Genomic DNA, 25,321 nt, shown 5'->3' on the forward strand with positions numbered 1-25,321 from the left:
AAAGCCCGGAAAGCAGGAACACCGATGAGCAGCATCAGCATTATCGGACTGGGAAACATGGCCCGCGCTTTGGCCGGCCGGGCGCTCGCCGGCGGTAACGCCGTCGAGATCATCGGCCGCGACCAGGCCAAGGCCAAGGAATTGGCCGCCACGCTCGGCGGCGCCCCGGTCGGGACGGCCGGGGCCACCCCGACCGGGGACATCGTGATTCTCGCCGCGCCGTACGCCGGCGCGGCGGCGGTGGTGAGGGAGTACGGGGACGCACTGAGCAGCAAGATCATCGTTGACGTCACCAACCCCGTAGCCCCCGACCTGCAGGGCTTCGTCGTCCCCGACGGCAGTTCCGGCGCACAGGAGATCGCCGTGGCGGCTCCCGACGACGCGCATGTCGTCAAGGCGTTCAACACTGTGTTCTCCCACGTTCTGGCGGCCGGCCCGGCCGAGGACCGCCCTCTGGACGTGTTCATCGCCGGCGACGACGCGCAGGCGAAGGCACGCGTCTCGGCGTTCGTCGAGAGCCTGGGGCTGCGCCCCTGGGACATCGGGGAACTGTTCATGGCGCGGGCACTGGAGAACGTCGGCCTGCTGGAGCTGGGCCTCATGAACCACTCCGTCAAGCACGCCAATTTCTCCCTCGGCATCACCCTTCTCGGCTGAGCGCACCCCTACCACTACCTCTCGTGTCGCATTACGACATTTCACTTACGGCACGAAAAGACCCTGCACCTACTCTTACAAGGACAGTTAAATGCGCGTTTTCGTCGCTGGGGGGACCGGCCATTCCGGTTCGTACATCATCCCCGAGCTCATCGCCGCCGGGCACGAGGTCACCGGCCTGGCCCGGTCGGACGCTTCCGCGGCGGCCCTGTCCGCGCTCGGCGCGAAGGTGCGTCGCGGCGACCTCCAGGATCTCGACGGCCTCAAGGAGGCAGCCTCGGGCTCCGATGGCGTCATCCACGTCGCCCACAGGCAGGATCTGCTGCCCTCCGGCGGGCTCGACGCCGTGGCCGCCGCGGAGCTCCCGATCACGCTCGCGTACGGCGAGGCACTCGCGGGAACCGGAAAGCCGCTGGTCACGGCGGGAAGCATCGGCTCGCCCGGGAACCTGGAGCGGCCGGCCACCGAGGAGGACCCGGCCCTCCCCGCCGGCGATGAGCACAAGGGCACCCTGCGGGTCCGCAACGTCGTGGAAAGGGCCGTTGTGGACCTCGCCGAGCAGGGGGTGCGGTCTTCGGTCGTGCGGATCGCCAACATCGCGCACAGCACGACCGATCGTGCCGGCTTCCTCCCCACGCTGATCGCGCTCGCGAAGGAAAAGGGGTTCGTCGGCTACCACGGCGACGGCGCGAACCTGTGGAACGCCGTGCACATCCGCGATGCCGCCACCTTGTTCCGCCTGGCGCTGGAGAAGGGGCCGGCCGGCAAATACTGGCACGCGGTCGAGGACGGGGGCATCCCGTTCCGCGACATCGCCGAGGCCATCGCCGGCCGCCTGGGCCTGCCCGCCGTGAGCGTTCCCAACGATGCCCTGATGACGCCGGGGTACTTCGGGTTCCTCACGAATATCGTCACGCAGAGCTACCCGGCGTCCAACCTCATCACCCGCCGGACCCTCGGCTGGGAACCCGCCCAGCCCGGCCTGCTCGCCGATCTGGACAACGGCCATTACTTCCCCGCCGGCTGACGGCAGGAACCCGGATCGTAACGAGCCCGGCAACCGGCAAGTTCGGCTCTTCTGAAGGACGTTGAGATTATGACGACTGTGGGATTCATCGGAAGCGGAAGCATCGGCAGGACCCTCGCGCGACTCGCTGTCGGGGCCGGGCACCAGGTGGTGCTCAGCAACTCGCGCGGTCCCGAAACACTCGTGGACACGGCCGAGGAACTGGGGCCGCGGGCGTCCGCGGCGACGAGCGAAGAGGCCGCGGCGGCCGGTGACATTGTCGTGGTCACGGTGCCGGTCAGCGCCTTCCCCCACGTGCCCGCCGCGCCACTGGCCGGGAAGACGGTCATCGACACCTGCAACTACGGCGCCGAGCGTGACGGGCACATCCCCGAGCTCGACAGCAAGTCCCTCACCTCGAGCGAGCTGCTTCTGCGGTACGTCCCGGACGCCCTGCTCGTAAAGGCTTTCAACAACATCTTCTTCAAGCACCTGCTGTCACTCGCCCGCCCGGCAGGGGCGGCCGACCGCTCCTACCTGCCGATCGCCGGGGACTCCGCACCGGCGAAGGCGGCGGTGACCGAATTCATCGACTCCATCGGCTACAGCGTGGTGGACGCGGGAACGCTGGCCGACAGCTGGCGGCAGGCGACGGGCACGCCGGTGTGGGGAACACCGTACGGGCCGTACTCGAACGAGAAGGGCCAGCCGGTCGGCGAGGACGCCATCCGCGCGGCACTGGCCACCGCAACGCGGTAACCGTCAATTATCGCGGACCGTGATGTGTTCCGGCCGTGCCATGCCCCTGCGTCTCGTCGCGCGGAGTCAGGTTCGACGTCGCTGGGTCAGGTCGCGGACTGCTCCCTGGGTGGCCAACTGCCCACGCAGATTCGTGTTGGCGCTGCTGAATCCCCGGCTGCCCCGGGTGGTCGGCTGAGACGCGTGTGCTCGGCTGAGAGCTGAGCGGGACCGGCCGCGCCCGGTAGGGCAGCAGGGCCCGGACCGCGCGTCGCGGTCCGGGCCCTGCCCCATGCGGTGCCGCCCTGCGGCGGCGGTGCGTCAACTCTGGGCGGTGTCGTCGCTCGTCTGCCCGGCGCCCTCAGCTGCGCCTACCTTCTCGCGCATCTTGCGCACCAGCTCCGCCTTCTGGTCGGCGGCACCCTGGCGGTCGAGGTTGCGGTGCGGACCGTTGTTCTGCCGCTCGGCGCGGGACAACTTCTTGCGCTGGCCGCCGCCCATGCCCACAGGGTTGTTGATGTTCTTGCTCACGGGTTCTCCCGAAATGATGTGAAGTGACCTACGGATTCATCGGTGGGGGATGGGCGCGGCGACGTCGAAGGACGTCAGCAAGGGCCCATCACGCTCTCACTCGTAAATCGGCGTCTGGAAGAACATGACCAAGACGTTACCCGGTTCCGTCGACCCCGCACACCAAGTTATTCGCCGTCCCGGAGTCGGCCGGACCTTCGGCGAGCACCCGGGGTCAGCCGTTTCCTTCCAGTCAGCCAAGGGACCGTGCCCCCTCACATCACGGATCCCCGCCAGAGCGGCCCGGTACCAGCAACGCGACACGTCATCGATCCGGAAGGGGAACGGGCAACGGGCATGTCCAGATCGACCATGTCCAGCACGCCGCCTGCTCCGCAGACCCGTCGTCGCCCTGCCGATCGTTATGCGGCACGGAGGTCGACACTTGGTTCAGGTTTCTTCACGACCGGTGCGGCCTCCCACGGCCGTGGCGTCACGAGGCAGGGCACCAACGCGTGGGCATGCGGGCCGGTTCACAGCAGGTGGCCAACCAGCGGAGCCGCTCGCTGCGGGGACTCGAGGCGCTCGCAGACGCCGCATCAGTACCGAGCGGACCTCGCCGCTGACGAACCCTTTCGCATCGGGCTTCACATGCCCCGCTTGGTGGTTACAGCGGCAATCCGGTCACCGGACGAACACCCGTCACGTGACGGTGCGCCTCGGGTTCAGGGCCGCTCGTCAGGTCCCGAAGCGTCGCCCTCGGGCCGGGCGGCGGCCCACTGGAGGGCACCGAGGAGATGCGCCCTGAAATCCGGGTCGGCGTAGGTCTCGGGCGCGTGGCCGAGTGCGGTGTAGAAGACGCGCCCGCGGCCGTGGTGCCGGTACCAGACCAGGGGGTGATCGGCACCCATGCCGCCGCCCGTGTAGGTCGTTTCGTCCACGGTGGCCAGCACGGTGACGTCACGCGGTGGTGCCCTGAAGTCGTACCACTCGTCGGTCCAGTGCCACCGCCGCGGGAGGTGTGCGGTGGCGGGGTGGGAGCCGTCGACCGAGAGGACGGCCGGCTGCACCGGCGGGTGCCCGGCGAACCGGGCGCCGAGGAGGTCGCCGTAGGCGGGCCACTCGTACTCGGTGCAGGTGGCGGAGTGGACCCCCAGGAATCCGCCGCCGCCCGCGACATGGTCCAGCAGCGCCGACCGGCCCGGTGCGTCGAGGACCTCGCCGCTGGTCGACAGGAACACGACGGCGTCGTACCCGTCCAAGGAGCGCAGGGGCTCCTCGGTGGCGTGAACGTCGAAGCCGTGTGCGGCACCCAGTGCGCGGAAGGCGGCCACACCGGCGGGTATGGACGCGTGCCGGTAGGCGGCGGTCGCCGTGTACACGAGGATCTGGCTGGCGGACATACGTGCTCCAGTGCGAGGAAGAGAATCAGCGGCGGGTGAGGGACACCCGGCAGCGCAGGACGTGCTCGCCGGGATCGAGTACGCCGCGCAGGGTCGGCAGGGCTGTGCGCGGGTGCAGGAGGTGCGAGCCCGGCAGGGGCAGTACGACGACGCCTTCGCGCCGTGCCGCGTCGGCGGCGAGGCAGACGATCTCGCTGACGGCGGTGTCGGCCGTCGCCCGGGCCAGGCCGGGGCGCTCGGTGACGTTGTGGGGTGTCGCCCCGAGGCCCGTCTTCGGGACGGAGAAGGCGCCTTCGGCCGTGTGCAGCCGGCGCCCGGTGGTGATGCGGTGTTCGCGCAGGTGCCCGCCGTCGGTGTGCCGGAGCCGGGTCTCGACGGTCACGTCCGGCCAGGGCCGCCAGCGCACGACGAGCGTCTCGCCGTCGATCCGGGACTCTCCGGCGGAGCGTGTGCGCCAGCGTTCGCCGTCGTCGGACAGGGCCAGCGCGCTGTCGAAGCCCCCTTGTTCCAGGGAGGGTTCGCCGGTGGGCACGTTGAAGCCGGCGAGTGTGGAGTAGGCGAACTTCGCGTACTTGGCGGTCCCGCCGCGGGGGTTCCAGGCGGGCGCGTTCTGCCCGGCGAGCGCGACGACGTCCCCCGCCGCGTCCCGCGCGAGGATCATCGCCGCGGCCGGCTGCCTGCTGATCCCCGGCGACAGGTCCGGCGCGGACGGCGCCGTCCAGAACGGATGGTCCTCGGCCGCGGCGAGGCTCGCGAAGACCTTCGTGCCCCAGTACGGGGAGCCGCCGGCCAGGTACTGCTCGACGACGCCGGTGTTCGGGTAGGCGTAGCCGACGGTCAGGGAGCCGTCCTCGGCGAGGACCGGCCGCTGCCACCACCAGGCGAGGTTGCGCTGGGCCAGCGTGCGTGCGGTGCTCCAGCCGACGGCGGGCTGGTCCGCCGCGGCGAGCGCCGACCAGAAGGCGCCCTGCGCGAAGCGGTAGCCGAGGCTGCGTCCGAAGGGCAGGGCGGCTCCGTCGGCGGCGAACCAGTGCTCGAACTGCCCGGCGAACTCGGCGGCACGCTGCCGGTAGCGCCGGCCGCGCTCCTCGTCGACCGCTTTCAGCGAGGCCAGCAGCAGCCCGTAGAAGTGGAAGCCGAACGGGACGTAGTGGTCGCGCGAGCCGGGCCGCTCCGGCGTGCCGGGCCCGTCGGCGTACCACCCGTCGGACAGGGCGAAGTCCTCGATACGGTCCAGATGCGCGGTCGCCCGTGTCTCGTCCACCGGCACGCCCACCGAGCGCAGTCCGACGGCGGCGAGGACCGGGAAGAAGCACCAGTTGTTGTCCCACGGTGTCGCCGACGCCGCCGCCCTGAGCCAGTCGGCGAGTTGCTGCCGCTGCCGTTCGGTGAGCGGGTCCCAGAGGTGGTGCCGGGCGACAGCGAGCGCGTAGCCGACGGCGGCGGATTCGACGAGGCGCTGGTCCATGTCGGCGGGCCGGCCGACGTACCACGGGTGTTCGGGGTCGACGGCGCGGGTCAGCGCGTGGCGCACCTCCTCCCACTGCCGGTCCGCGCCGGACAGGCCCCCTGCGGCGTGTGCGGCGAGTCCCCACAGGGGGCGGGCGACGAGCTCGAACCAGACCGCCTGAGGATCGCTCATGCTCGCGTGCACCGGCATGCGTCCGGGGCCGGCGGCCGCCGTGCGCGTGGCGGGTGCGGCGAGGGCGAGCAGTGCGCCGGCCCAGCCCTCCCGGGTGGTGGGGGCTGGGCCGAAGAGCTGTGACGGGGTGGGCATGGCCGTCATCGTAGAGATCGACTGCGGGGTGTGCAATCGGTTTCATCTGTTTCTTAAAACTGGACTCAACTGGTGATGACCTGCAAGAACGGCTGGTTCGCCGAGCTGCTGCGGCTGGCCAGGAGAACGGCGGCACCGGCCGCGCTCTCGGCGAGGGCCACGGTCGCCGTGCCGTCGCCCGCGTACTGGGTCCGGACGTGACCGGTGACCTCGATCGGGATCCAGTCCTTGGTGCTGCCGATCGCGCCGGATGACAGCGCGTCGCCGAGTGCCGGCTGGTTGTTCCAGGTCAGGCCTGTCTCCGTCCAGCTGTCGCTGCTCACCGGGTATCCGGTGAGGGTGGCCTGGGTACCGGTCGAGTCGGAGGTGGCCCCGTACACCCACAGCACCGCGCGTGTGGGGGTGCCCGCCAGGGCGGAGACGTCGAACTTGAGGAAGGACCGCCGGTGGTAGCCGGTGTTCGCGTTCTTGACGACCAGGTCGGTGGTGCTGCCGTAGTTGGTGTCGGCGTAGGAGCCGTCGCGGACGTAGGCGTCGGCGGTGGGGGCGAGTTTGGTGTACGTGCCGGCGGTGACAGTCGTGCCGGAGCCGAACGTGATGGTGCGCGAGGCGCCCTGGGCGCCGCCGACCTCCACGACCAGGGTGAGGGGATCGAGGTCGATGACGCTGACGCCGTCGTCCGCGGTGGCCGTGGTGTATCCACTGCGGTTGATGGTCACGGTGACGGTCGCGGCGGCGCGGGTGGGGTCGGCGACGCTGACCGACAGCGTGCCGCCGGACTCCCGCACGAGGACGGAGCACGGGGCCGAGACGGTGATCGGGCCCGCGCTGCCGGCGGCGAAGAAGTTGGCGGCGGTCACGCCGGTGGCGGTGTCCGTGACCGCCTGCACGGAGGAGGTGTTGGCCACGACGGTGACCGTCGGGGCGGCGGCGCGGGCGGCGGTCACGCTGGGCGTGGCGCCGGGCAGGAGGACGTAGCTGTAGGAGGCGCCGGTGGGGTTGGTGCCGTGGTCGACCCACAGGGTCAGATAGCGGCGGGTCAGGGATGTCGTCGAGCTCTCGGTGTTGATGTCGCTCCAGGCGCCGGTGCGGGCCTCACGCAGCGCCTTCACGGTGGCGCCGCCGGGGAAGACGTAGCCGCCGACCCCGGTGATCGACGCCCAGGAGGCGTTGGTGAAGCTGCCGGACCAGCCCAGCGTGGTCGACTGGGCGGTGCCATCGACGGTCAGCGCGTTGGAGGCGGTGGAGCCGAGGTTGCGGTTGTCGACGGTTGTCTCGACCGTGTAGCCGTCGGTGGCGGTGATCCCGGCGCCGAGGCAGACGACCTGGTCGTCGAGGCAGAACCAGGACTTCTTGGCGGCCAGGGTGGAGCCGAGGCCGCGGGTGTCCTGGCCGAGTGCGCTGTACGTCCCGTCGGTGGCGCCGCCCGCCCAGACGGCTGCCGCCGCCGGGGTGGGCCGGGGGGTTCCCTGACCGTCCGTCAGCGGGATGCGGGAGACGGTGGTGCCGGGCAGGCGGTAGGGGTCGACGGTCGGCCAATAGGCGTCGGAGTACTGGCCGTTGCCGTAGGTGCCGCCCCACCAGTAGGTCATGCCGGAGCCGGTGTGCCAGCCGCGCAGGTTCTCGCCGTTGATGCACTCGTAGAACGCGGTTCTCGCGGAGCACATGGAGACGGCGAGGGCCCAGGAGGCGCGGCGGTGGGTGGCCCGGTCCATGCTGCCGAAGACCCGGGAGGCGACAGGTTCGGCGGTCGCGGTGATCGAGGTGTCGTCGAGTACGGACTTGCCGAGGGCCAGCACGGGCAGCGTCTGGTAGGAGTCCTCCAGGAACGGGGCCCAGTAGTCGCGCTCCAGCCAGCCCTTGGCCATCGCCTTCCAGGTGGCGGCCTCCTCGGTCGAGGCGGCGTCCGCCAGCATCAGGATGCTGCCGACGATGAGATGGCCGCGTACGTGGTCGTCCTGCTGGATGCCCAGCGGGTTGTCCACGGTCTTGACGCCGCGGCTGATCGCCCGCCCGGACACGCCGTCCATCATCAGCCCGTTGAACAGGAACGGGGCGAAGGCGTCGGTGACGGCGTCGAGGACGAGCTGCCGGTTGCCGTCGGTCACCTCCCAGGCCGATCCCGCGAGGAGCGAGAACAGCCCGGCCAGTCCGCTGATCAGGACGGAGCCGTAGGACCCGGTGTAGGGCACGTTGGTGTGCTGGACGAACGATCCGTCGGCGTAGAGTCCGTCGCCGCTGCGGACCAGCGGGAACACGGCGGAGAGACCGGCGACGCCCGTGGCGATCTTCGCCGAGCTCTTGGCGAGGATGCCGCGCAGGATGAGCACGCGGCACAGGTCGACCCGGTTGGCTCCGGTGCTCACCCCGCTGTAGGAGGCGACCGCGGAGTCCGGCACGAAGGCGTCGATCGCCGCGAGGTAGTGGGCGAGTTGGGTGCTGGTCAGTTCGGCGTACACCAGGCAGGCGATGTCGAGCGAGAGACGCGAGGCGCCGATCTGCCAGTCCCACCAGTTGTCGTAGGTGGTGGTCGTCGGCGTGTACGCGGTGGCGTACATCCAGTCGAGGCCGGTCAGCACGGCGGCGAGCAGGTCGGCGTCCCCGGTCAGTCCGGTGCCGTCGAAGGCCCATGCCTGGGCCATCCACTTCAGGCGTACGTAGCTGGAGGTGACGTTGGCGCTGACCGCGCCGATCGGCAGGTCGTCCCAGAGCGAGGCGGTCGACGGGTTCATGTCGGACAGAAAGCCGGACGCGGTGCTGCCCGTGAGGGCGAGCAGGGTGGCGAACGGTTCCTCCGTGGCGTCGTAGCCGGTGCCCAGCAGGGTTCTGTCGATCCAGCGCAGGCGAAGGGTGTCGTACGCGTCGGCGGCGAAGGCGGGCCGTGAGCCGATCACGGCCACGCCCAGGGTGGCACCGGCCGTGACGGTGGCGAGGTGCAGCAACTGTCGGCGAGTGAGCATCAGGGGATCCCCTCTGCACCCCGTGCGGGGCGCGCGATCACGTGTGGGGCAGTTGGGCGGGGACGGTAAACCGGTTTCATCCAAGGAGGCAACCCCTTGGACCTCAACTCACTTGGGACTCACAGCCTTCTGACCATGGGGAGTCCTTTTCATCGGAGATCCCCTTGACGGATCGCCTCAATGCTCAATAGCTTGACGGCCACCTCGAATGAAACCGGTTGCACGCCATGAAGCAACCGATCGTCCCACGCCCCAAGGAGCAGTGAATCGGTGAGCCGTCGCATGACCGTCGCGATCGCGATGCAGCCAGAGGTCGCCGCCCTCGCCCTCACCGAAGAGCTGATCGCTCGGCTCGACAAGAACGCGCAGGTCCAGCCCGATGTCATCGTCGACTTCACGGACCCCGCCGCCCGCCGGAACCTGGCGGACGCGGACGTGCTGCTCACCGGCTGGGGCTGCCCCCTCGTCGACGACGCCGTCCTCGACGCGGCACCCCGGCTGCGCGCGATCGTGCACGCCGCGGGATCGGTGAAACACCACCTCACCCCCGAGGTCTGGCAGCGAGGGATCCTCGTCTCCTCGGCGGCCTCCGCCAACGCCCTCCCCGTCGCGCAGTACACCGTCGGCGCGATCCTGCTCGCCGGCAAGCGCGCGTTCCGGCTGGCCCGCGACTACGCACGCGGCCAGTACAAAAACAAGCTCGCCGGCGACACCGGCAACCATGAGCGCGTCGTCGGGATCGTCGGCGCCTCCCGCACCGGACGTCTCGTCCTGGAACTGCTGGCCCCGCACGGCTTCCAACTGCTGGTCAGCGACCCGACCCTGGACGCTCACGGGGCGGCCGGACTGCCTCCGGCCGCACAGGTGGAGCTGGTCGGCCTGGACGACCTGCTGCGCCGCAGCGACATCGTCAGCCTGCACGCCCCGGCCCTGCCCGAGACCCACCACCTGCTCGACGACCGCCGGCTCGCCCTGATGCGCGACGGTGCCGTCCTGATCAACACCGCACGCGGACACCTGATCGACACCGAGGCACTGCTACGGAACTGCGCGGACGGCCGGATCGACGCGGTCCTGGACGTCACCGACCCCGAGCCACTGCCCGCCGGACACCCGCTGCTGTCCCTGCCCAACGTGACGGTCACGCCCCATGTGGCCGGGGCGATGGGCACCGAGATACGCCGGCTCGGCGAGTTCGCCGTCACCGAGATCGAACGCCTCACCGCCGACGAGCCCCTGCACGGGCGCATCCGCGCCGACCAGTTGGCGCAGCTCGCCTGAGCAGGCCCTCCCCTACCCGCCCCCCTTCGCACAGCGAACCCCGCCGCACAAAGGAGCACCCGTGAACACCCAGCCCCCGAAGTTCTCCAGACGATCCCTGTTCAGGGCCACAGCGGTCGCCGCCTTCGCCGTGTCCGGCTCCGGCCTGCTGGCCGCCTGTGCCTCCGCCGACGGTGACACCGACGCCGGCTCGGCCAAGGGCAAGGCCAGCGCCACCAACCCGTTCGGCATCGACGAGAGCGCCCCGCTGGACGTCGTCGTCTTCAAGGGCGGTTACAGCGACGACTACGCCAAGTTCGACGAGAAGCTGTACGCCAAGAAGTACCCGAAGGCGAAGATCAGCCACTCCGGCATCACCGAGGTCCAGACCGAGCTTCAGCCGCGGTTCGTCGCCGGCAATCCGCCGGACGTCATCGACAACAGCGGCGCCAAGAAGATCGCGATGGGCACGCTGGTCGCCGACGGCCAGCTGGCCGAGCTGGCCGACCTGCTGAAGGCCCCCTCGGCCGACGACCAGGACACCACCGTCGCGGACACGATCCTGCCGGGCGCGCTGGACGCGGCCACGTTCGACGGCAAGGTGATGGGCCTTCCGTACGTCTTCACCGTCAACGGCTTCTGGTACTCCCAGACGCTGTTCGACAAGCACGGCTGGACCTGGCCGACCACCTGGGACGGCCTGACCGAGCTGGCCGCCAAGATCAAGAAGGCGGGCATCGCCCCGTTCGCGTACGGCGGCACGACGGCGCCCGACTACTTCTTCAGCCCGCTCATGGCACTCGCGGCCAAGCAGGGCGGCGTCGATGTGATCAAGGCGATCGACAACCTGGAAGCCAACGCGTGGCACGCCGCACCGGTCAAGGCCGCCGCCGCGGCGATCGCGGGGCTGGCCTCGTCCGGGTACTTCCTCAAGGGCAGCGAGGGCCTGGACCACACCCAGGCGCAGACCGCGTGGGTCCAGGGCAAGGCCGCGCTGTACCACTCCGGTTCGTTCATCGAGAACGAGATGAAGGCGATCACCCCGGACGGGTTCGACATGGTCTTCGGCCCGGTCCCCCCGCTCTCGGCGGACGGTGCCCTGCCGCAGAGCGCGCTGCACGCCACCGCCGGGGAGATCTACGTCGTCCCGGCCAAGGCCAAGAACGTCCGCGGCGGCAAGGAGTTCCTGCGGACCATGCTCTCCAAGAAGGCCGCGTCCAACTTCACCGAAACGACCCATGCCCTCACCGTCGTCAAGGGGGCCACCGGCGACAAGGACTTCGGTTCCACCGCGCTGGGCTCGGTGCTGAAGGCCGTCACCGCGGCCGGGGACGACCTGTTCAACTACCGGTTCATGACCTGGTACGCCGACATGGCCACCACGCTGAAGTCCGAGGTCGCCAACCTGCTCGCCGGACGCATCGACGCGAGTGAGTTCCTCTCCAAGATGCAGGCCAAGGCAGACGCCGTCGCCGCCGACTCCTCCATCACGAAGTTCAAGATCTAGGCCCTGTCCGGCCGCTCACGCCGCAGACACCGAGGATCCGCCGCTCCCGGCAAACCGGGGCGGCGGACCCTGCCTTCCCCTTTCCCGGAGTCGTTCGTGAACCACGGAAAAGCCCGCATCGTCCTTCTCTTCCTGGTGGTGCCGCTCACCTTGTACGGGGTGCTGGTGGTCTCCCCCTACGCACAGGCGTTCTCGATCTCGCTGACCAGCTGGTCCGGGTTCACCGCCGACAAGCCCTTCGTCGGGCTCGACAACTTCCAACGCCTCTTCCAGGACCCGGTCTTCTGGCGGGCCCTGGGCCACAACGGGCTGCTCCTGCTGGTGGTTCCGCTGGTCACGATCGTGCTGGGGCTGTTCTTCGCCGCCATGCTCAACGTGGGCGGCTCGGGCGGCAAGGTGGCGGGAGTCCGGGGCTCGGCGCTCTACCGCCGGGTCTACTTCCTTCCGCACATCCTCCCCGTGGTGATCACGGCGATCCTGTGGCAGTTCATCTACAACCCGCAGATCGGGCTGCTCAACGGCGGACTGGACGCGATCGGGCTGGGCGGACTGGCCCACACCTGGCTCGGCGACCCGGCCGTCGCCCTGTGGTCGCTGATCGCGGTGATGGTCTGGGCAGGCGTCGGTTTCTACGTCGTGCTGTTCAGCGCCGCGATGCAGTCCATCCCGAAGGACATCTTCGAGGCCGCTGACCTGGACGGTGCCGGACGCTTCCAGACGCTGACCCGCATCACCCTGCCGCTCCTGCGGGAGACCGTCCAGGTCGCCTGGATCTACCTGGGCATCCACGCGCTCGACGCGTTCGCGCTGTTCATGGTTCTCACGCCCACCGGCGGCCCGGACAACTCCACCCTGGTGCTCTCCCAGTACCTGTACCTGTCCGCGTTCGGGAACGGCAAGTTCGGCTACGCCACGGCGATCGGCGTGATGCTGTGCCTGCTGAGCCTGCTGCTGACGGCGTTCACCTTCCGCGGCTCCCGCGGCAAGAACACGATCGAGTTCTGAGGCCCACCACCATGAAGACTTCGTCCCACCCCACGCACACGGCCACGAGCCTTCCGCGCCCCGCCGCGCACCAAGTGCACGATCGGGTCCCGGAGCCCGCCACGCGGCCAACTCGGAGTCGCATCCAGAACGTTGGCGCTCACGCGGCCACCGGAGCCACCCACGCCCTGCTCGTCTTCTGGGCCCTGCTGGCCACCGTGCCCCTGCTCTGGGCCCTGATCAGCGCGTTCAAGGACAACCGGGAGCTGTTCGGCAACCCCTGGCAACTGCCGAGTACTTGGCACGCCGACAACTTCGCCCGCGCCTGGTCCAGGGCGAGCATCGGCGACTACTTCGTCAACACCCTGATCGTCGTGTTCGGTTCGCTGGTCCTCACGATGATCCTGGGCTCCATGGTCGCCTACGTGCTGGCCCGGTTCACCTTCCCCGGATGCCGGCTCATCTACTACGCGTTCGTCGCCGGAATGGCGTTTCCCGTCGTGCTGGCCCTGGTCCCGCTCTTCTTCGTCGTCAAGAACCTCGGCCTGCTCGGCAGCTACCAGGGCATGATCCTCGTCTACACGGCGTACGCGCTGCCGTTCACCGTCTTCTTCCTGACCAGCTTCTTCCGCACACTGCCCACGGCGGTGGCCGAGGCCGCCCTCATCGACGGCGCCTCGCAGGAGGCCATCTTCTTCCGGATCATGCTGCCCATGGCCAAGCCGGGCCTGCTGTCGGTCGGCATCTTCAACTTCCTCGGCATGTGGAACCAGTACCTGCTGCCGGTCGCGCTCAACTCCGACCGCGACAAGTACGTGCTGTCGCAGGGCCTGGCGAACCTGGCCAGCCAGCAGGGCTACGAGGCGGACTGGAGTGCCCTGTTCGCCGGACTCGTCATCGCGGCGGTCCCCGTGATCGGCCTCTATCTCGTACTCCAGCGACGCATCCAGGCCGGTCTGACCGTGGGGATGCTCAAGTGAGCCCGTTGTCCCCAGAGGAAACAGACAGGCAACCGTATACTTCACGCATGCACGACCCTCAGGGCGGGCCTCCGAGAGCCGCAACCATCCGTGACGTCGCCGCAAGAGCAGGAGTCTCCCCAGCGACCGTCTCCCGGGTGCTGACCGGCAGCCGCCCGGTGTCCTCCGCGGCGCAGGCACGCATCCAGCGGGCCATCAAAGAGCTGGACTACGTGGTCAACGCCCAGGCGCGTGCCCTGTCGGCCCCGCACTCACGCACCGTGGCGATCCTGCTTCCGGCGCTGTCCTGGCAGTTCCACAACCGGGTGGCCAGCGGCATCGAACAACAGGCCATCAACGAGGACCGGCTCTGCGTCGTCTGTTCCACCAGAAGCAACCCGGACCGGGAGATCGCGCTGCTGGAGACGCTGCGCCAGCACAACACCGAGGCGGTCGTGCTCATCGGCGGGACGGTCGTGACCCCCCACTACGCCGAGCGCATCGCCCGCTTCGCCCGGGTCCTCGACGCCAGCGGCTCCAGGCTGGTGCTCTGCGGTCGCCCCGCCCCGGAGCCCGACCTGCCGATCACGGTCGTGAACTACGACCACGAGGGCGGCGCCCACGCGGCCGTCAGCCACCTGCTGTCCCTGGGCCACCGGAGCATCGCCCTCCTCGGCGGCACGCCCCACCACACCACGACCGACCTGCGCGTCGCCGGCTACCGCCGCGCGCACGAGGACCACGGCATCACTCCCGACCCGGGACTCCTCCTCCTCGGAGGAACCGACCGGACCTTCGGCTACACGACCGTGCGCTCCCATCTGGCCGCCGGGCGCCTGCCGTACACCGCGGCCTTCTGTTTCGACGACTACCTCGCGGCCGGGGCCATGGCCGCCGCCCGTGAGGGAGGTCTGTCCCTCCCGGACGACCTGTCGCTCATCGGCTACAACGACGAGCCGATCTGCGCCGACCTGTACCCGCCGCTGAACTCGGTGCACGTTCCCTTCGACGAACTGGGCCGCACCGCGGTGCGGATGGCCCTGCACCGCGACGATCCGATGTACAGCGACCAGGACGTCATGCTGGGCACGCACCTCGTCATGCGCCAGAGCGTGCGCTCGGCCCGCGCGAGGCCATAGACAGGCAGGTACGTCCCTGGAGTCGCCGGTCGGTGGACCGGCGGATTCGGCTCGGACGGCTCGCTTCGGCCTGTCAGAGGTCGCCGGGGGCGCCGAGGCCGGTGAGGGCGCCGACCGGGTCGAGGTCGGGGGTGCCTCGGGGCCACCAGTCGTCGTGGCCCGGTTCAGACTCGTAGGCGTACCAGAGGCCGTTGTGGCCGAGGCGGAGTTGGGCGTGGCCCCGGGGGTGGGTGAGCTGGTTGCGCCAGGGGCGGAAGGCGGGGAGGTCGGCGGCGAGGAGGAGCGGGCGGGCCCGGTCGAAACGGCCCGCCGGTGGATCCCAGGGTTCTTCGAGGACGCTGAGCGCTTCGAATCCGCCCTGTCGCCACGCGGCGACCGCCCGCGCCAGGTCGGCCGGGGTACGCCCGGTCGCCGAGGCCAGCGAGGAGTACAGCGCGCGAGTGGCGGCGGTGAGGCCGGAACCCGGTCGGGCGGCGGCCAGGCGCACCGCGTCCTGCCAGAGCGTCAGCTCGGCGACCGGATCGCGGCCGGCGGTGAGCAGCGCATGCGCGCGGGCAGCCGCGTCCGTGGCCAACTGGTCCAGCGCGAACGGGTCCGGGCCGCCCGGCGCGCCCGGGTAGGTCGGCGGCTGCTCGGGATGCGCGGGCGGTGGCAACGGCGCCGGGAGAGGTGGCAGCGTCCGCCGGGCGACGGCATCACGGGCCCGAACGCCGGGGAGGGGCGCCGGTTCCTGCTCCTGGGCGGCGCGGGCCGCGCGGGCGGCGTTGCGGCGGGACAGCGCGTCCAGCAGCTCGCGTTCCCCGCGGCCGCGCAACAGGAGCAGCACGAAGGGGTCTTCGTCCAGCAGACGTGCCATCTGGTAGCAGAGGGCTGCCGCGTGCTTGCAGGGGTGGCCGAAGTCGGGGCAGCTGCAGTGCGGTTCGAGCTCGCCAGGGCCGGGGAGCAGCGCGACCCCGCACTCCGCGAGCGACTTGGGCATCTCCTTGTCGAGCAGCGCGGCGATGTGCCCCGGCCGCTCGGCGGCCGCTTCCAGGAAACGGTCCCAGTCGCCGTCGGACAACGTCCGCACGCTGACCTGCACGCGATACGGCCGCGGCCGGCTCCCGTGCACATACGCGAGCACCAGCCCCGGGGTGACCGTGATGGCGTCGACGTACCCGTGCCCGGCGTACGCCCGCCCGCGCGCCAACCGCGCCGCGTCCAACGCCCCCTCCTCCAAGGCCGTCACCCACGCGTTCCCCCACCACGTCTCCGCGAAGGCGTCGGCGTCCGACACCCGCGCGGGGAACGCGGGGAACGTACGGCGCAACTCCCCGTCGCGGCCGGGGGATGCCATGGACCGAGGGAGGCGGCCCGCTGGGGGCGCGGTCCGGGGCGCTGACCCGGGGCTCTCCGGGAGTGTGCCGAGGTGTGCCCGGTGCCTGCCAGGGGGCACCGGGGGTTGGCCGGGGTGCTCACGCGCGGGCCCGGATGGCGCGGGCGCAGGGCGGCGGGACGCGTCACCTTCCTCACCGGGCTGCACGAACGGCAGGTCCGCAGTCACCTCGCGCACGGCACCGGGCTGTGAGGGATACGGATCCGAGGTCACCTCGCGAAGGGCGCCGGACTGTGTGGGGGACGGATCCGAGGTCACCTCGCGCGAGTCCCGGGGCCCCGCGGCATGCGAACCCGAGGCCGCCTCACCCGCGCCCCCGAGCCCCCGAGCGTGCGAGTCCGAGGTCCCTTCGTCCGCGCCCCCACGCCGCACTGGACGCGAGTCCGAGATCGCCTCACCCGGCTCGCTCGCGAGCCCTGCCGGGTGCCCGCTCACCGCGTCGTCGGCGCGCGCCGGGTGTCCGGCGGCAGGCGCGTCGCCCGATTCCGCGTCGCCTGGCAACTGGAAGGCACCGGCGAGCAGACCCCGCAGGTCCCGGGCCCTGGTTCCCCGCTCCTGGCCCCGAGGGTTCCGCCGAGTCCGGGAAGCGGTCGGCGCCGGCTCGGCGGGCCTGCGCCTGGCCTCGACTCCCTTGGTTCCGGCGTCCGTCGCCCCTTCGGGTACGGCGTCCGCCCCTTCCGTCCGCGCCCGCCTCGCCTCGTCCCGTGCGGCACGCAAGGCCTCACGCGCGATGTCACCCGGACGCGCCCCTCCTGAGGCCCGCTCAGCGGAACGACCCACCGCAGTGGTCTCCGCCCCGGCAGCGGGTCCGACCGAATCGGGTGCCACAGCCTCGTCGCAGACCGGAGAAGCCCCGACATCCGCACCCGCACCGGAATCCGCACCCGCACTTACGCCCGCACCGGCACCGGCACCGGCACCGGCACCGGCACCCAACGCTCTCCCCGCCCCGGTCGCCCGCCGCAAGGCCTCACGCGCCACGTCGCCCGGCCGTGTTCCCGGGGAGAACGCCCCCTGGGACGGCGCACCGGTGGCGCCCCGCGCAGGAGGCGAATCCTGCTGGTCGTCAGCCGAGTCGGCCTCCCGACCCTCGCGCTCCCGCGCCGCCCGCAGAGCCCGCCGGGCCACGTCGGCCGGTCGCGCCCCTGCCTCGGGGCGTGGCCGCTCACTGTCCTCGGCCCGCTCGGTGCCTTCAACCCGGCCGCTTCCCTCGGCCTGGCCGCTGTCCTCGGCCCGCTCGGTGTCCTCACCCTCGGAACCCTTCACGCCGACCTCCGAAGGGACACCAGGTCCGACAGCTCACGGTCGGTCAGTTCCGTCAGGGACGCCTCGCCGGAGCCGAGGATCGCGTCGGCGAGCGCGCGCTTCGCTTCGAGCATCTCGGCGATGCGGTCCTCGACCGTGCCCTCGGTGATGAGGCGGTGGACCTGGACGGGCTGGGTCTGGCCGATGCGGTAGGCGCGGTCGGTGGCCTGTTCCTCGACGGCGGGGTTCCACCAGCGGTCGAAGTGGACGACATGGCCGGCGCGGGTGAGGTTCAGACCGGTGCCGGCGGCCTTGAGGGACAGCACCAGAACCGGGGTCGCCCCGCTCTGGAAGCGGTCCACCATGTGTTCGCGGTCGGCGACCGGTGTGCCGCCGTGCAGCAGCTCCACGGGGACGGCGCGGGCGGCGAGGTGGGACGTGATCAGCCGGGCCATCCCCACGTACTGCGTGAAGACCAGTGCCGAACCGTCCTCGGCCAGCAGGGTGTCCAACAGCTCGTCGAGCAGGGCCAGTTTGCCGGAGCGGGCGGTGGGACCGTGGGCGGCGGCTCGGGCGTCCTCCTTCAGATACAGCGCCGGGTGGTTGCAGATCTGCTTGAGGGCGGTGAGGAGCTTCAGGACCAGGCCGCGGCGCGCGATGCCTCCGGCGGTCTCGATCGCCAGCATGGACTCGCGGACCACCGCCTCGTAGAGGGAGGCCTGTTCGCGGGTCAAGGGGACCGGGTGGTCCGTCTCCGTCTTGGGCGGGAGCTCGGGGACGATTCCGGGGTCGGACTTCTTGCGGCGGAGCAGGAACGGGCGGATCAGCCGGGCCAGGCGGGCCACCGCCTCCTCGTCCTCGCCGTTCTCCACGGCGCGCGCGTGCCGGGCGCGGAAGGACTTGAGGGGGCCGAGCAGGCCGGGGGTCGTCCAGTCGAGCAGGGCCCAGAGTTCGGAGAGGTTGTTCTCCACGGGGGTGCCGGTGAGCGCCACGCGCGCGGGGGACGGAATCGTCCGCAGGGCCTTCGCCGTCGCCGAGTAGGGGTTCTTGACGTGCTGTGCCTCGTCCGCGACGACCATGCCCCACGGCTGCTGGGCGAGCCGTGACGCGGCCGACCGCATCGTCCCGTACGTGGTGAGGACGAAGCCGCTGTCGAGGTCTTCCAGGGTGCGGTCGGGGCCGTGGAAGCGGCGGACGGGGACGCCGGGCGCGAAACGGGTGATCTCCCGCTGCCAGTTGCCCAGCAGCGATGCCGGGCAGACGACCAGGGTGGGCTCGCTGCGGGCCCGGCGCAGATGCAGGGCGATGACCGTGATGGTCTTGCCGAGCCCCATGTCGTCGGCGAGGCAGCCGCCGAGGCCGAGGGAGGTCATGAGGTCGAGCCAGGCGAGGCCGCGGAGTTGGTAGTCCCGGAGCTTGGCCTCAAGGCCTGGGGGTGGTTCCACCGGAGCCACGCCCGCCGTCAGGCGGTCGCGCAGCGCGGCCAGCGCGCCGACCGGTACCGCCTCGACCGTCTCGCCGTCGATCTCCGCGGTGCCGGTGAGCGCGACGGACAGCGCGTCGACCGGGTCGAGCAGTCCCAGCTCGCGCTTGCGGGCCTTGCGGACGAGGGCCGGGTCGACGAGCACCCATTGGTCGCGCAGCCGGACGACCGGGCGGTGGGCCTCGGCCAGGGTGTCCATCTCGGCCTCGCTGAGCGGGTCACCGCCGAGGGCCAACTGCCAGCGGAACTGGAGCAGTTCCTCGCTCTCGAAGAACCCGGTGCCGTCCGTCGCCGACCCGGGCGCGGGGCGCACCACCGCCGCCGCGCTCAGGTCGTGGGCGAGGTCCCGGGGCCAGTGCACGGCGACCCCGGCCGCGCCGAGCCGGGTCGCCGCGATCCCGAGCAGGTCGGACAGCTCCTCCTCGGAGAGGGCGAGTACGTCCGGCACGTCCTGCTCGGACAGCCGGTCCAGGGGCGGCCAGACGCGGGCCGCGCGGCGGACGGCGAGGGCCGCGTCGACGCGCGCGCGGGGGCCGAAGACCGCGTCGGCCTCCCCCGCCCACAGGGCCGTCGCGTCCACGACGAGGGTGGGGTCGGCGAGGCTGTGCACCTGGACGACGGCCGCGCCCGCCCGCCGCGCTCCCTCGCCGTCGTCGAAGAGCTGGTACGCGGACAGGTCCAGGCGGAGTGAGATCCGTACGCCCGCGTCCATGCCCGCGGCGACCTCGGCGGCCCAGTCGTGGGCACCGGGCAGCCGCTGCGGCTCGCTCGCCGCGAAGGGTTTCCCCGAGGTGTAGGGCGCGGCCGGGGTGCGCGGCAGTGTGTCGGCGACCGCGTCCAGGAAGGACCGCATCAGCGCTTCCGGCTCGGGCAGCCGGAGCGGGCCCTTGCCGGGCAGCGGGACGGCGTGTCCCTCGTACGGAAGGGCCGCGGCCACCGCCCTGAGGTGGGCGATGTCGTCCTGGTCCAGCGGGCCCGCGCGCCAGGCGTCGAGCCCGTCGGCCGTAAGCCCGGGCAGCAGTCGCCCGCGTGCGACGAGCCGCAGCGCGTGCAGCGCGGCCGCGCCCCAGCAGGCCGTGGCGGGATGCGCGGCGGGGTCCCGGCGCGCCCCGGCCAGCAGCGGCAGGGCCTCGGCGACCGGCAGGGTGAGCGCGGGGACGGTGCCTCTGCGGATTCCGGGGCCGTGCGGCCGTACGACCGTCAGTTCGGTCCGCTTGCCCGGCGGGAGCCGCTCGCCGTCCGGATCCCAGAACGCGACCCGTCCCTCGCGGGGAAGTGGCGCGGGCAGGAAGACGGCGGCGAGGCGCACGGACACCGCCGTGTCGGCCCCCACCGGCTCGCGCTCGGCAACCGCCGCGCCCGCCGAATACACGCCGTCCCCCATACGCCCGGTCACCTCCCGCCCCTCAGTCGAATCAGTTGTCTTCGACTCTACGGGCGGGGTCTGACAATCGGCCTCGGCGACCCCGCGGGGCCGGGGCCGGGTCAGGGAATCGTGCGCGAGACCACGTAGACCATGGGGTGCTGGGGCTGGGACCAGTTCACGACGATGTCCTGGGTGGGTGCCGGGTCCTTCTGCTTGTGGACGAGCCCCCACCAGGGGCCGGCGCCGGTGAACTCCCAGCCGACGACCTTCTGGTCGCGGGCGCTGATGGTGATGTCGCCCTTCTGCAGGGCGTCACGGCTGGTGCCGACGTTGGCGAGGAACTTGTCCAGGCCCGCGTTGGTGGTGCCGAACTGCACGTACAGGCGGCTGGTCTTCCAGTTGTTCGTCTCGTAGTAGGCGACGTCCGTGGACTTCCCCGGAATGGGCACCTGGTAGAGGCGGCGCTGGACGCGCGACGGCCAGCCCTCGGTGAGGCCGGTCGCCGAGTACTTCTCCTCCTTCTGCTTGCCGCTGTTGCGGCTCTGGTTGGCGGAGATCACCAGATAGCCGGCGGGGACGCCGATGAGCAGCACGATGATCAGCAGGGTGAGGGCACGGCGGCGGAACTTGCGGCGTGGGTCCTCCGGCGGCCGCTGCGGCTCGTCCGGCGGCGACGCCTGGCGCGGCAGGGAGGCCGTCACAGCGACTCCGGGGTGCGGCGCGACTCCACGTACCGCTCGTAGCGCTCGTAGCGCTCCACCCGGCGGCGATTGGCACGGCGGAAGCGGCGGGCGACGAGGCGGGCGAGGTCGGCGGCGCCGACCATGCCGGCCTCGGGGCCGAGCTGGGCGCGGGCGATCCGGGCCTCGGGGCGGTAGCCGCGGCCCGTGAGGTGTCTGCGGAACGCGTCCCGCGCGGGGCCGATCAGCAGGTCGTCGGCGGCGCTGACGCCGCCGCCGATGACGAAGCAGGAGGGGTCCAGGGCGGCGGCCAGGTTCGCGATGCCGACGCCGAGCCACTGGCCGATGTCCTGGAGCAGTTCGATGCACATGGCGTCGCCCTCGCGGGCCAGCTCGGTGATCATCGGGCCGGTGATGTCGGCGATGTTGCCCTTGACGTGCTCGATGATCCCGTACGCCACCGGGGAGTCCGCGGCGGCGAGCTCGCGGGCCTCGCGGACCAGCGCGTTGCCGGAGCTGTACTGCTCCCAGCAGCCGCGGTTGCCGCACGGGCAGCGGTGGCCGCCGGGCACGACCTGCATATGGCCGAACTCGCCGGCGACACCGAACTTGCCGCGCTTGACCTGGCCGTCCTCCAGGATCGCGCCGCCGATTCCGGTGCCGAGCGTGATCATGACGAGGTGGTCCTCGCCGCGGCCGGCGCCGAAGCGCCACTCGGCCCATGCCGCGGCGTTGGCGTCGTTGTCGACCAGGACGGGGACGGCGAGCCGCCCCGCGAGGCGATCGCGCAGGGGCTCGTTGCGCCACGAGAGGTGGGGGGCGAACAGGATGCGGTTGCGCTCCGCGTCGACCCAGCCGGCGGCGCCGATGCCGACCGCGTGCACGTCGTGCCGGTCGGAGAGGTCCAGGACCAGCTCGACGATGGTGTCCTCGACGACCTTGGGGCTCTTGGACTTGTCCGGCGTCTCGGCGCGGACCTTCTCCAGGATGTTGCCGTCGGCGTCCACGACGCCCGCCATCACCTTCGTACCGCCGATGTCGATGCCGACGGTGGGGACGCGGGGCGCCGTCAGGTGGGAACGGCGCTCGCGCGTCCCGACGGTCCGCAGGACGGTGGCCCGCGCGGAGCCGCGGTGTGCGAGGTCGCGGTAGGTGCTCATCGAGCCGATTCTGCCGCACGCTGCCGCGATGGTGCACGGCGGAGCCCCTTCGCTGCGCTTGGGGCTGGCTCCGAAAGCTGCGGGTCGTCTGTGAGCTGCGGGTCCGTTGTGGCTGGTCGCGCAGTTCCCCGCGCCCCTACGGGGCGCTCCAGTTACGGAGCGCCCCGCGTCACGTACGTTCCAGCTCGTGTCGCAGGTCCTCCAGCTCGCTGCCGCCCGCCATCTGGCGCGTCAGCTCGTCGAGGGTGATGTCCTCACGCGCGTTGCTGCTGAACATTTCACCCCTCTTCAGGAGCACGAAACGGTCACCCACCAGGTACGCGTGGTGCGGATTGTGGGTGATCAACACAACACCCAGGCCGGCGTCCCGTGCGGCGGCCACGTATTTGAGGACCACACCGGACTGCTTCACGCCGAGGGCCGCGGTGGGCTCGTCGAGGACGAGGACCTTGGCGCCGAAGTGGACGGCGCGGGCGATCGCCACGCACTGGCGCTCACCGCCGGAGAGGGTGCCGATGGGCTGGTCGACGTCGCGCAGGTCGATGCCCATGCGCAGCAGCTCCGCATGGGTGGTCCTGCGCATGAGGTCGATGTCCATGCGCTTGAAGGGGGCGACGCCCTTCGTCGGTTCGGAGCCGAGGAAGAAGTTGCGCCAGACCGGCATCAGCGGGACGACGGCGAGGTCCTGGTAGACCGTGGCGATTCCGCGGTCCAGGGCTTCGCGCGGGGAGGACAGCCGGGTCTCCTCGCCCTCGATGCGCAGCGTGCCCGCGTCGTGCTGGTGCCGCCCCGCGATGATCTTGATGAGGGTGGACTTGCCCGCGCCGTTGTCGCCGAGCACGCAGGAGATCTCCCCCGCGTGGACCTCCAGCGAGACGCCTTCGAGGGCGCGGATGTTGCCGTAGTACTTGCTGACGTCGTCGAGCTCGACGAGCGCCGTACGGTCCGTGGCGGCCGAGTCGGTGGTCATGTCCGCGTCCGTGGTCACTTCGTCGCCTCCGCGCGCTTGCGAACCCAGTGGTTGAGCAGGGTCGCCAGGAGCAGCATCACTCCCAGGAAGAACTTGAACCAGTCCGGGTTCCACTCGGCGAACACGATGCCCTTGCTCACCATGCCGAAGATCAGCGCGCCGACCGCCGCGCCGACCGCGGAGCCGTAGCCGCCGGTGATCAGACAGCCGCCGATGACGGCCGCGATGATGTAGATCAGCTCGTTGCCGACGCCCTCGCCGGACTGCACGACGTCGAACGAGAACAGCAGGTGCTGGCCGGAGATCCAGGCGCCGAGGGAGACGCCCATGTAGAGGCCGATCTTGGTCTTGTCGACCGGGACGCCGACCGCGCGGGCCGCTTCCTCGCCGCCGCCGACGGCGTAGATCCAGTTGCCGACGCGGGTGCGCAGCAGGATCCAGGTGGCGACGACGACCAGGGCCAGCCACCACAGGATGGTGATCTTGAAGTCGACGCCGCCGATGGTGATCGTCGAGGCGAAGACGGCCTTGGCGGAGGAGAAGCCCTCCATGTCGGAGATCGACTTCGTGGAGACCGTGCCGCTGATCAGCTTGGTGAAGCCGAGGTTCATGCCGGTCAGCATCAGAAACGTACCGAGCGTGATGATGAAGCTCGGCGGGTCGGTGCGGGTCAGCATGACGCCGTTGAAGACGCCGATCGACAGGGTGACCAGCAGCGAGACGAAGACACCGACCCAGACGTTCGCGGTCATCTGGTAGCTGAACATCGAGGAGATCAGCGCGGAGCTGGTCACCATGACGCCCGCGGAGAGGTCGAACTCGCCGCCGATCATCAGCAGCGCGACCGGGACGGCCATGATGCCGATGGTCGACGAGGCGTACAGCACCGTGCTCAGGCTCCCGGCCCGTACGAAGCTGTCGGCGAAGAGCGCGAAGAAGACGAAGACGGCGATCGCGCCGACCACGGAGCCGAGCTCGGGGCGGCTCATCAGCTTGCGCAGCCGCGAGGTCTTCAGGAGGCGCTCGTCGGCCTTGGTGTCCGGCGACGGCGCGGGGGCGGGTGCGGGTGCCGTGGTGCTCATCGGGTCCCCCGCTTGGCGTAGTCCTCCAGCGCGGCGGCCTGGTCCTTGGTGATGATCTGCGGACCGGTGAGGACCGGCTTGCCGCCGCCGAGGGCATCGGCGTTGTACTTGTACAGCCAGAGCAGGTCCACGGCCTCGTACCCCTGGAGGTACGGCTGCTGGTCGACGGCGAAGCCGAGCGTGCCGTTCTTGAGCTCCGCGGCCACCTTCTCGTTCAGGTCGAAGGTGTCGATCTCGGCCTTGCTGCCCGCGTCCTGCTTGGCCTTGACCGCGGTGTCGGCGAAGGGGGCGCCGAGCGTGACGACCGAGTCGATGGACTTGTCGGCCTGCAGCTTCGCGCCGATGGAGGCCTGTACGTCCGGCATGCTGGTGCCCTGGACGTAGAGGTTCTCCACGGTGCCGTGGAAGGTCTTCTTGATGCCCGCGCAGCGCTGCTCGTGGCCGACGTTGCCCTGCTCGTGCAGGACGCACACGGTCTTCTTCCTGCCGCGCTTGTTCAGCTCCTCGCCGACGGCCTCGCCGGCGATCGCCTCGTCCTGGCCGATGTGGGTGAGCGCGCCGAACGCCTTGGACTCCTCGGAGCCCGAGTTCACCGTGATCACCGGGATGCCGGCCTTCTCGGCGCGCGCGACGGCCGCCTTCATGGCGTCGGGCTTGGCGAGCGTGACGATGATGCCGTCGACCTGCTTGTCGACCGCGGCGTCCACGAGCTGCGCCTGCTGCTGTGCCTCGGCGTTGTGCGAGTACAGGAAGTTGATGTTGTCCTTGACGGCGGCCTGCTTGGCGCCGTTCTGCACGATGTCCCAGAAGGTGTCGCCGTCGCCCGAGTGGGTGATCATCGCGAAGGTCCACCTGGGCGTGTTCACCGCGGCCTTGCCCTGGGCTGCCGCCGCCTTGCGGGCGTCCTCGGCCCGCTTCCCGCCGGTGCTGCTGCATCCCGCGAGGGACACCCCCAGCGCCCCTGCGAGTGCGATGCTTACCCAGGTTCGAGTGCGTGCCACGAGGCCGTGCCCTTCTTGCTGCTCCTTGGTGCGCCGGGCCCTGCGGGCCGGCCGGAGGG

19 protein-coding genes and 1 pseudogene are annotated in these 25,321 nt (G+C 71.0%); 9 read left to right on the plus strand and 11 right to left on the minus strand.

Annotated features, from left to right (window positions below; translation table 11 throughout):
* Positions 1 to 24: 24 nt before the first annotated feature.
* From OIC96_RS09115 to OIC96_RS09125, 3 genes are all read left to right on the plus strand, one after another.
* Positions 25 to 657: an NADPH-dependent F420 reductase gene (locus OIC96_RS09115; RefSeq protein ID WP_330308365.1), complete on the plus strand. Its 633-nt coding sequence runs from the start codon at positions 25 to 27 to the stop codon at positions 655 to 657.
* 91 nt (positions 658 to 748) lie between these two features.
* The gene (locus tag OIC96_RS09120; protein ID WP_330308364.1) at positions 749 to 1,684 is read left to right on the plus strand and encodes an SDR family oxidoreductase; all 936 of its coding nucleotides are present in this window, start codon (positions 749 to 751) and stop codon (positions 1,682 to 1,684) included.
* A gap of 78 nt (positions 1,685 to 1,762) precedes the next feature.
* The gene (locus OIC96_RS09125) at positions 1,763 to 2,422 is read left to right on the plus strand and encodes an NADPH-dependent F420 reductase (protein ID WP_330310342.1); all 660 of its coding nucleotides are present in this window, start codon (positions 1,763 to 1,765) and stop codon (positions 2,420 to 2,422) included.
* Between the two features lie 300 nt (positions 2,423 to 2,722).
* Here the strand turns inward: OIC96_RS09125 and OIC96_RS09130 are convergent, their stop codons facing one another.
* From OIC96_RS09130 to OIC96_RS09145, 4 genes are all read right to left on the minus strand, one after another.
* Positions 2,723 to 2,932, minus strand: a complete 210-nt coding sequence (locus OIC96_RS09130; protein ID WP_075032920.1) for a DUF6243 family protein — start codon at positions 2,930 to 2,932, stop codon at positions 2,723 to 2,725.
* 704 nt (positions 2,933 to 3,636) lie between these two features.
* Positions 3,637 to 4,314 (minus strand): ThuA domain-containing protein, encoded by a 678-nt coding sequence (locus OIC96_RS09135; protein WP_330308363.1) that lies wholly within the window; start codon positions 4,312 to 4,314, stop codon positions 3,637 to 3,639.
* A 25-nt stretch (positions 4,315 to 4,339) separates the two neighbouring features.
* Positions 4,340 to 6,091, minus strand: a complete 1,752-nt coding sequence (locus tag OIC96_RS09140; protein ID WP_330308362.1) for a DUF2264 domain-containing protein — start codon at positions 6,089 to 6,091, stop codon at positions 4,340 to 4,342.
* Positions 6,092 to 6,156: 65 nt separating this feature from the next.
* Positions 6,157 to 9,051 (minus strand): polysaccharide lyase family 8 super-sandwich domain-containing protein, encoded by a 2,895-nt coding sequence (locus OIC96_RS09145; protein ID WP_330308361.1) that lies wholly within the window; start codon positions 9,049 to 9,051, stop codon positions 6,157 to 6,159.
* 270 nt (positions 9,052 to 9,321) lie between these two features.
* On the opposite strand from OIC96_RS09145, the gene OIC96_RS09150 reads away from it, so the two are divergent.
* The 5 genes from OIC96_RS09150 to OIC96_RS09170 all read left to right on the plus strand — a co-directional run bounded on the left by OIC96_RS09150 (position 9,322) and on the right by OIC96_RS09170 (position 14,900).
* Positions 9,322 to 10,332 (plus strand): hydroxyacid dehydrogenase, encoded by a 1,011-nt coding sequence (locus tag OIC96_RS09150; RefSeq protein ID WP_330308360.1) that lies wholly within the window; start codon positions 9,322 to 9,324, stop codon positions 10,330 to 10,332.
* A gap of 61 nt (positions 10,333 to 10,393) precedes the next feature.
* The gene (gene ngcE / locus OIC96_RS09155) at positions 10,394 to 11,818 is read left to right on the plus strand and encodes an N-acetylglucosamine/diacetylchitobiose ABC transporter substrate-binding protein (protein ID WP_330308359.1); all 1,425 of its coding nucleotides are present in this window, start codon (positions 10,394 to 10,396) and stop codon (positions 11,816 to 11,818) included.
* A 96-nt stretch (positions 11,819 to 11,914) separates the two neighbouring features.
* Positions 11,915 to 12,823, plus strand: coding sequence for a carbohydrate ABC transporter permease (locus OIC96_RS09160; protein ID WP_330308358.1), 909 nt, complete (start codon positions 11,915 to 11,917; stop codon positions 12,821 to 12,823).
* A gap of 11 nt (positions 12,824 to 12,834) precedes the next feature.
* On the plus strand, positions 12,835 to 13,782 hold the full coding sequence (locus OIC96_RS09165) for a carbohydrate ABC transporter permease (protein WP_330308357.1): 948 nt from the start codon (positions 12,835 to 12,837) through the stop codon (positions 13,780 to 13,782).
* 47 nt (positions 13,783 to 13,829) lie between these two features.
* Positions 13,830 to 14,900, plus strand: coding sequence for a LacI family DNA-binding transcriptional regulator (locus tag OIC96_RS09170; protein ID WP_330308356.1), 1,071 nt, complete (start codon positions 13,830 to 13,832; stop codon positions 14,898 to 14,900).
* Between the two features lie 73 nt (positions 14,901 to 14,973).
* On the opposite strand, the pseudogene OIC96_RS49865 reads toward OIC96_RS09170, so the two are convergent.
* Positions 14,974 to 16,251, minus strand: a pseudogene (locus OIC96_RS49865) (SWIM zinc finger family protein); the annotation flags it as partial.
* Positions 16,252 to 16,317: 66 nt separating this feature from the next.
* On the opposite strand from OIC96_RS49865, the gene OIC96_RS49870 reads away from it, so the two are divergent.
* Positions 16,318 to 16,467, plus strand: coding sequence for a hypothetical protein (locus OIC96_RS49870; RefSeq protein ID WP_443058606.1), 150 nt, complete (start codon positions 16,318 to 16,320; stop codon positions 16,465 to 16,467).
* Positions 16,468 to 17,537: 1,070 nt separating this feature from the next.
* Here the strand turns inward: OIC96_RS49870 and OIC96_RS09180 are convergent.
* The 6 genes from OIC96_RS09180 to OIC96_RS09205 all read right to left on the minus strand — a co-directional run bounded on the left by OIC96_RS09180 (position 17,538) and on the right by OIC96_RS09205 (position 25,262).
* Positions 17,538 to 20,387 (minus strand): DEAD/DEAH box helicase, encoded by a 2,850-nt coding sequence (locus OIC96_RS09180; protein ID WP_330308354.1) that lies wholly within the window; start codon positions 20,385 to 20,387, stop codon positions 17,538 to 17,540.
* Positions 20,388 to 20,488: 101 nt separating this feature from the next.
* Positions 20,489 to 21,070 carry a sugar kinase gene (locus OIC96_RS09185; protein ID WP_330308353.1) on the minus strand — a complete coding sequence of 194 codons (582 nt, stop codon included), beginning with the start codon at positions 21,068 to 21,070 and terminating at the stop codon, positions 20,489 to 20,491.
* Positions 21,067 to 22,209, minus strand: a complete 1,143-nt coding sequence (locus OIC96_RS09190) for an ROK family glucokinase (RefSeq protein ID WP_330308352.1) — start codon at positions 22,207 to 22,209, stop codon at positions 21,067 to 21,069. The genes OIC96_RS09185 and OIC96_RS09190 overlap by 4 nt, the downstream gene beginning before the upstream one ends.
* Before the next feature lie 169 nt (positions 22,210 to 22,378).
* Complete coding sequence (locus OIC96_RS09195) at positions 22,379 to 23,179, minus strand: ATP-binding cassette domain-containing protein (RefSeq protein WP_330310341.1); 801 nt, start codon at positions 23,177 to 23,179, stop codon at positions 22,379 to 22,381.
* A gap of 14 nt (positions 23,180 to 23,193) precedes the next feature.
* Entirely contained in the window at positions 23,194 to 24,261 is a 1,068-nt protein-coding gene (locus OIC96_RS09200; protein ID WP_330308351.1) for an ABC transporter permease, read from the minus strand.
* Positions 24,258 to 25,262 carry a sugar ABC transporter substrate-binding protein gene (locus OIC96_RS09205; protein WP_330308350.1) on the minus strand — a complete coding sequence of 335 codons (1,005 nt, stop codon included), beginning with the start codon at positions 25,260 to 25,262 and terminating at the stop codon, positions 24,258 to 24,260. Before OIC96_RS09205 ends, OIC96_RS09200 begins: the two co-directional genes overlap by 4 nt.
* Between the last annotated feature and the right edge of the window lie 59 nt (positions 25,263 to 25,321).

The sequence above is a fragment of the Streptomyces sp. NBC_00775 genome, from assembly GCF_036347135.1.
Classification (GTDB): domain Bacteria; phylum Actinomycetota; class Actinomycetes; order Streptomycetales; family Streptomycetaceae; genus Streptomyces; species Streptomyces lutosisoli.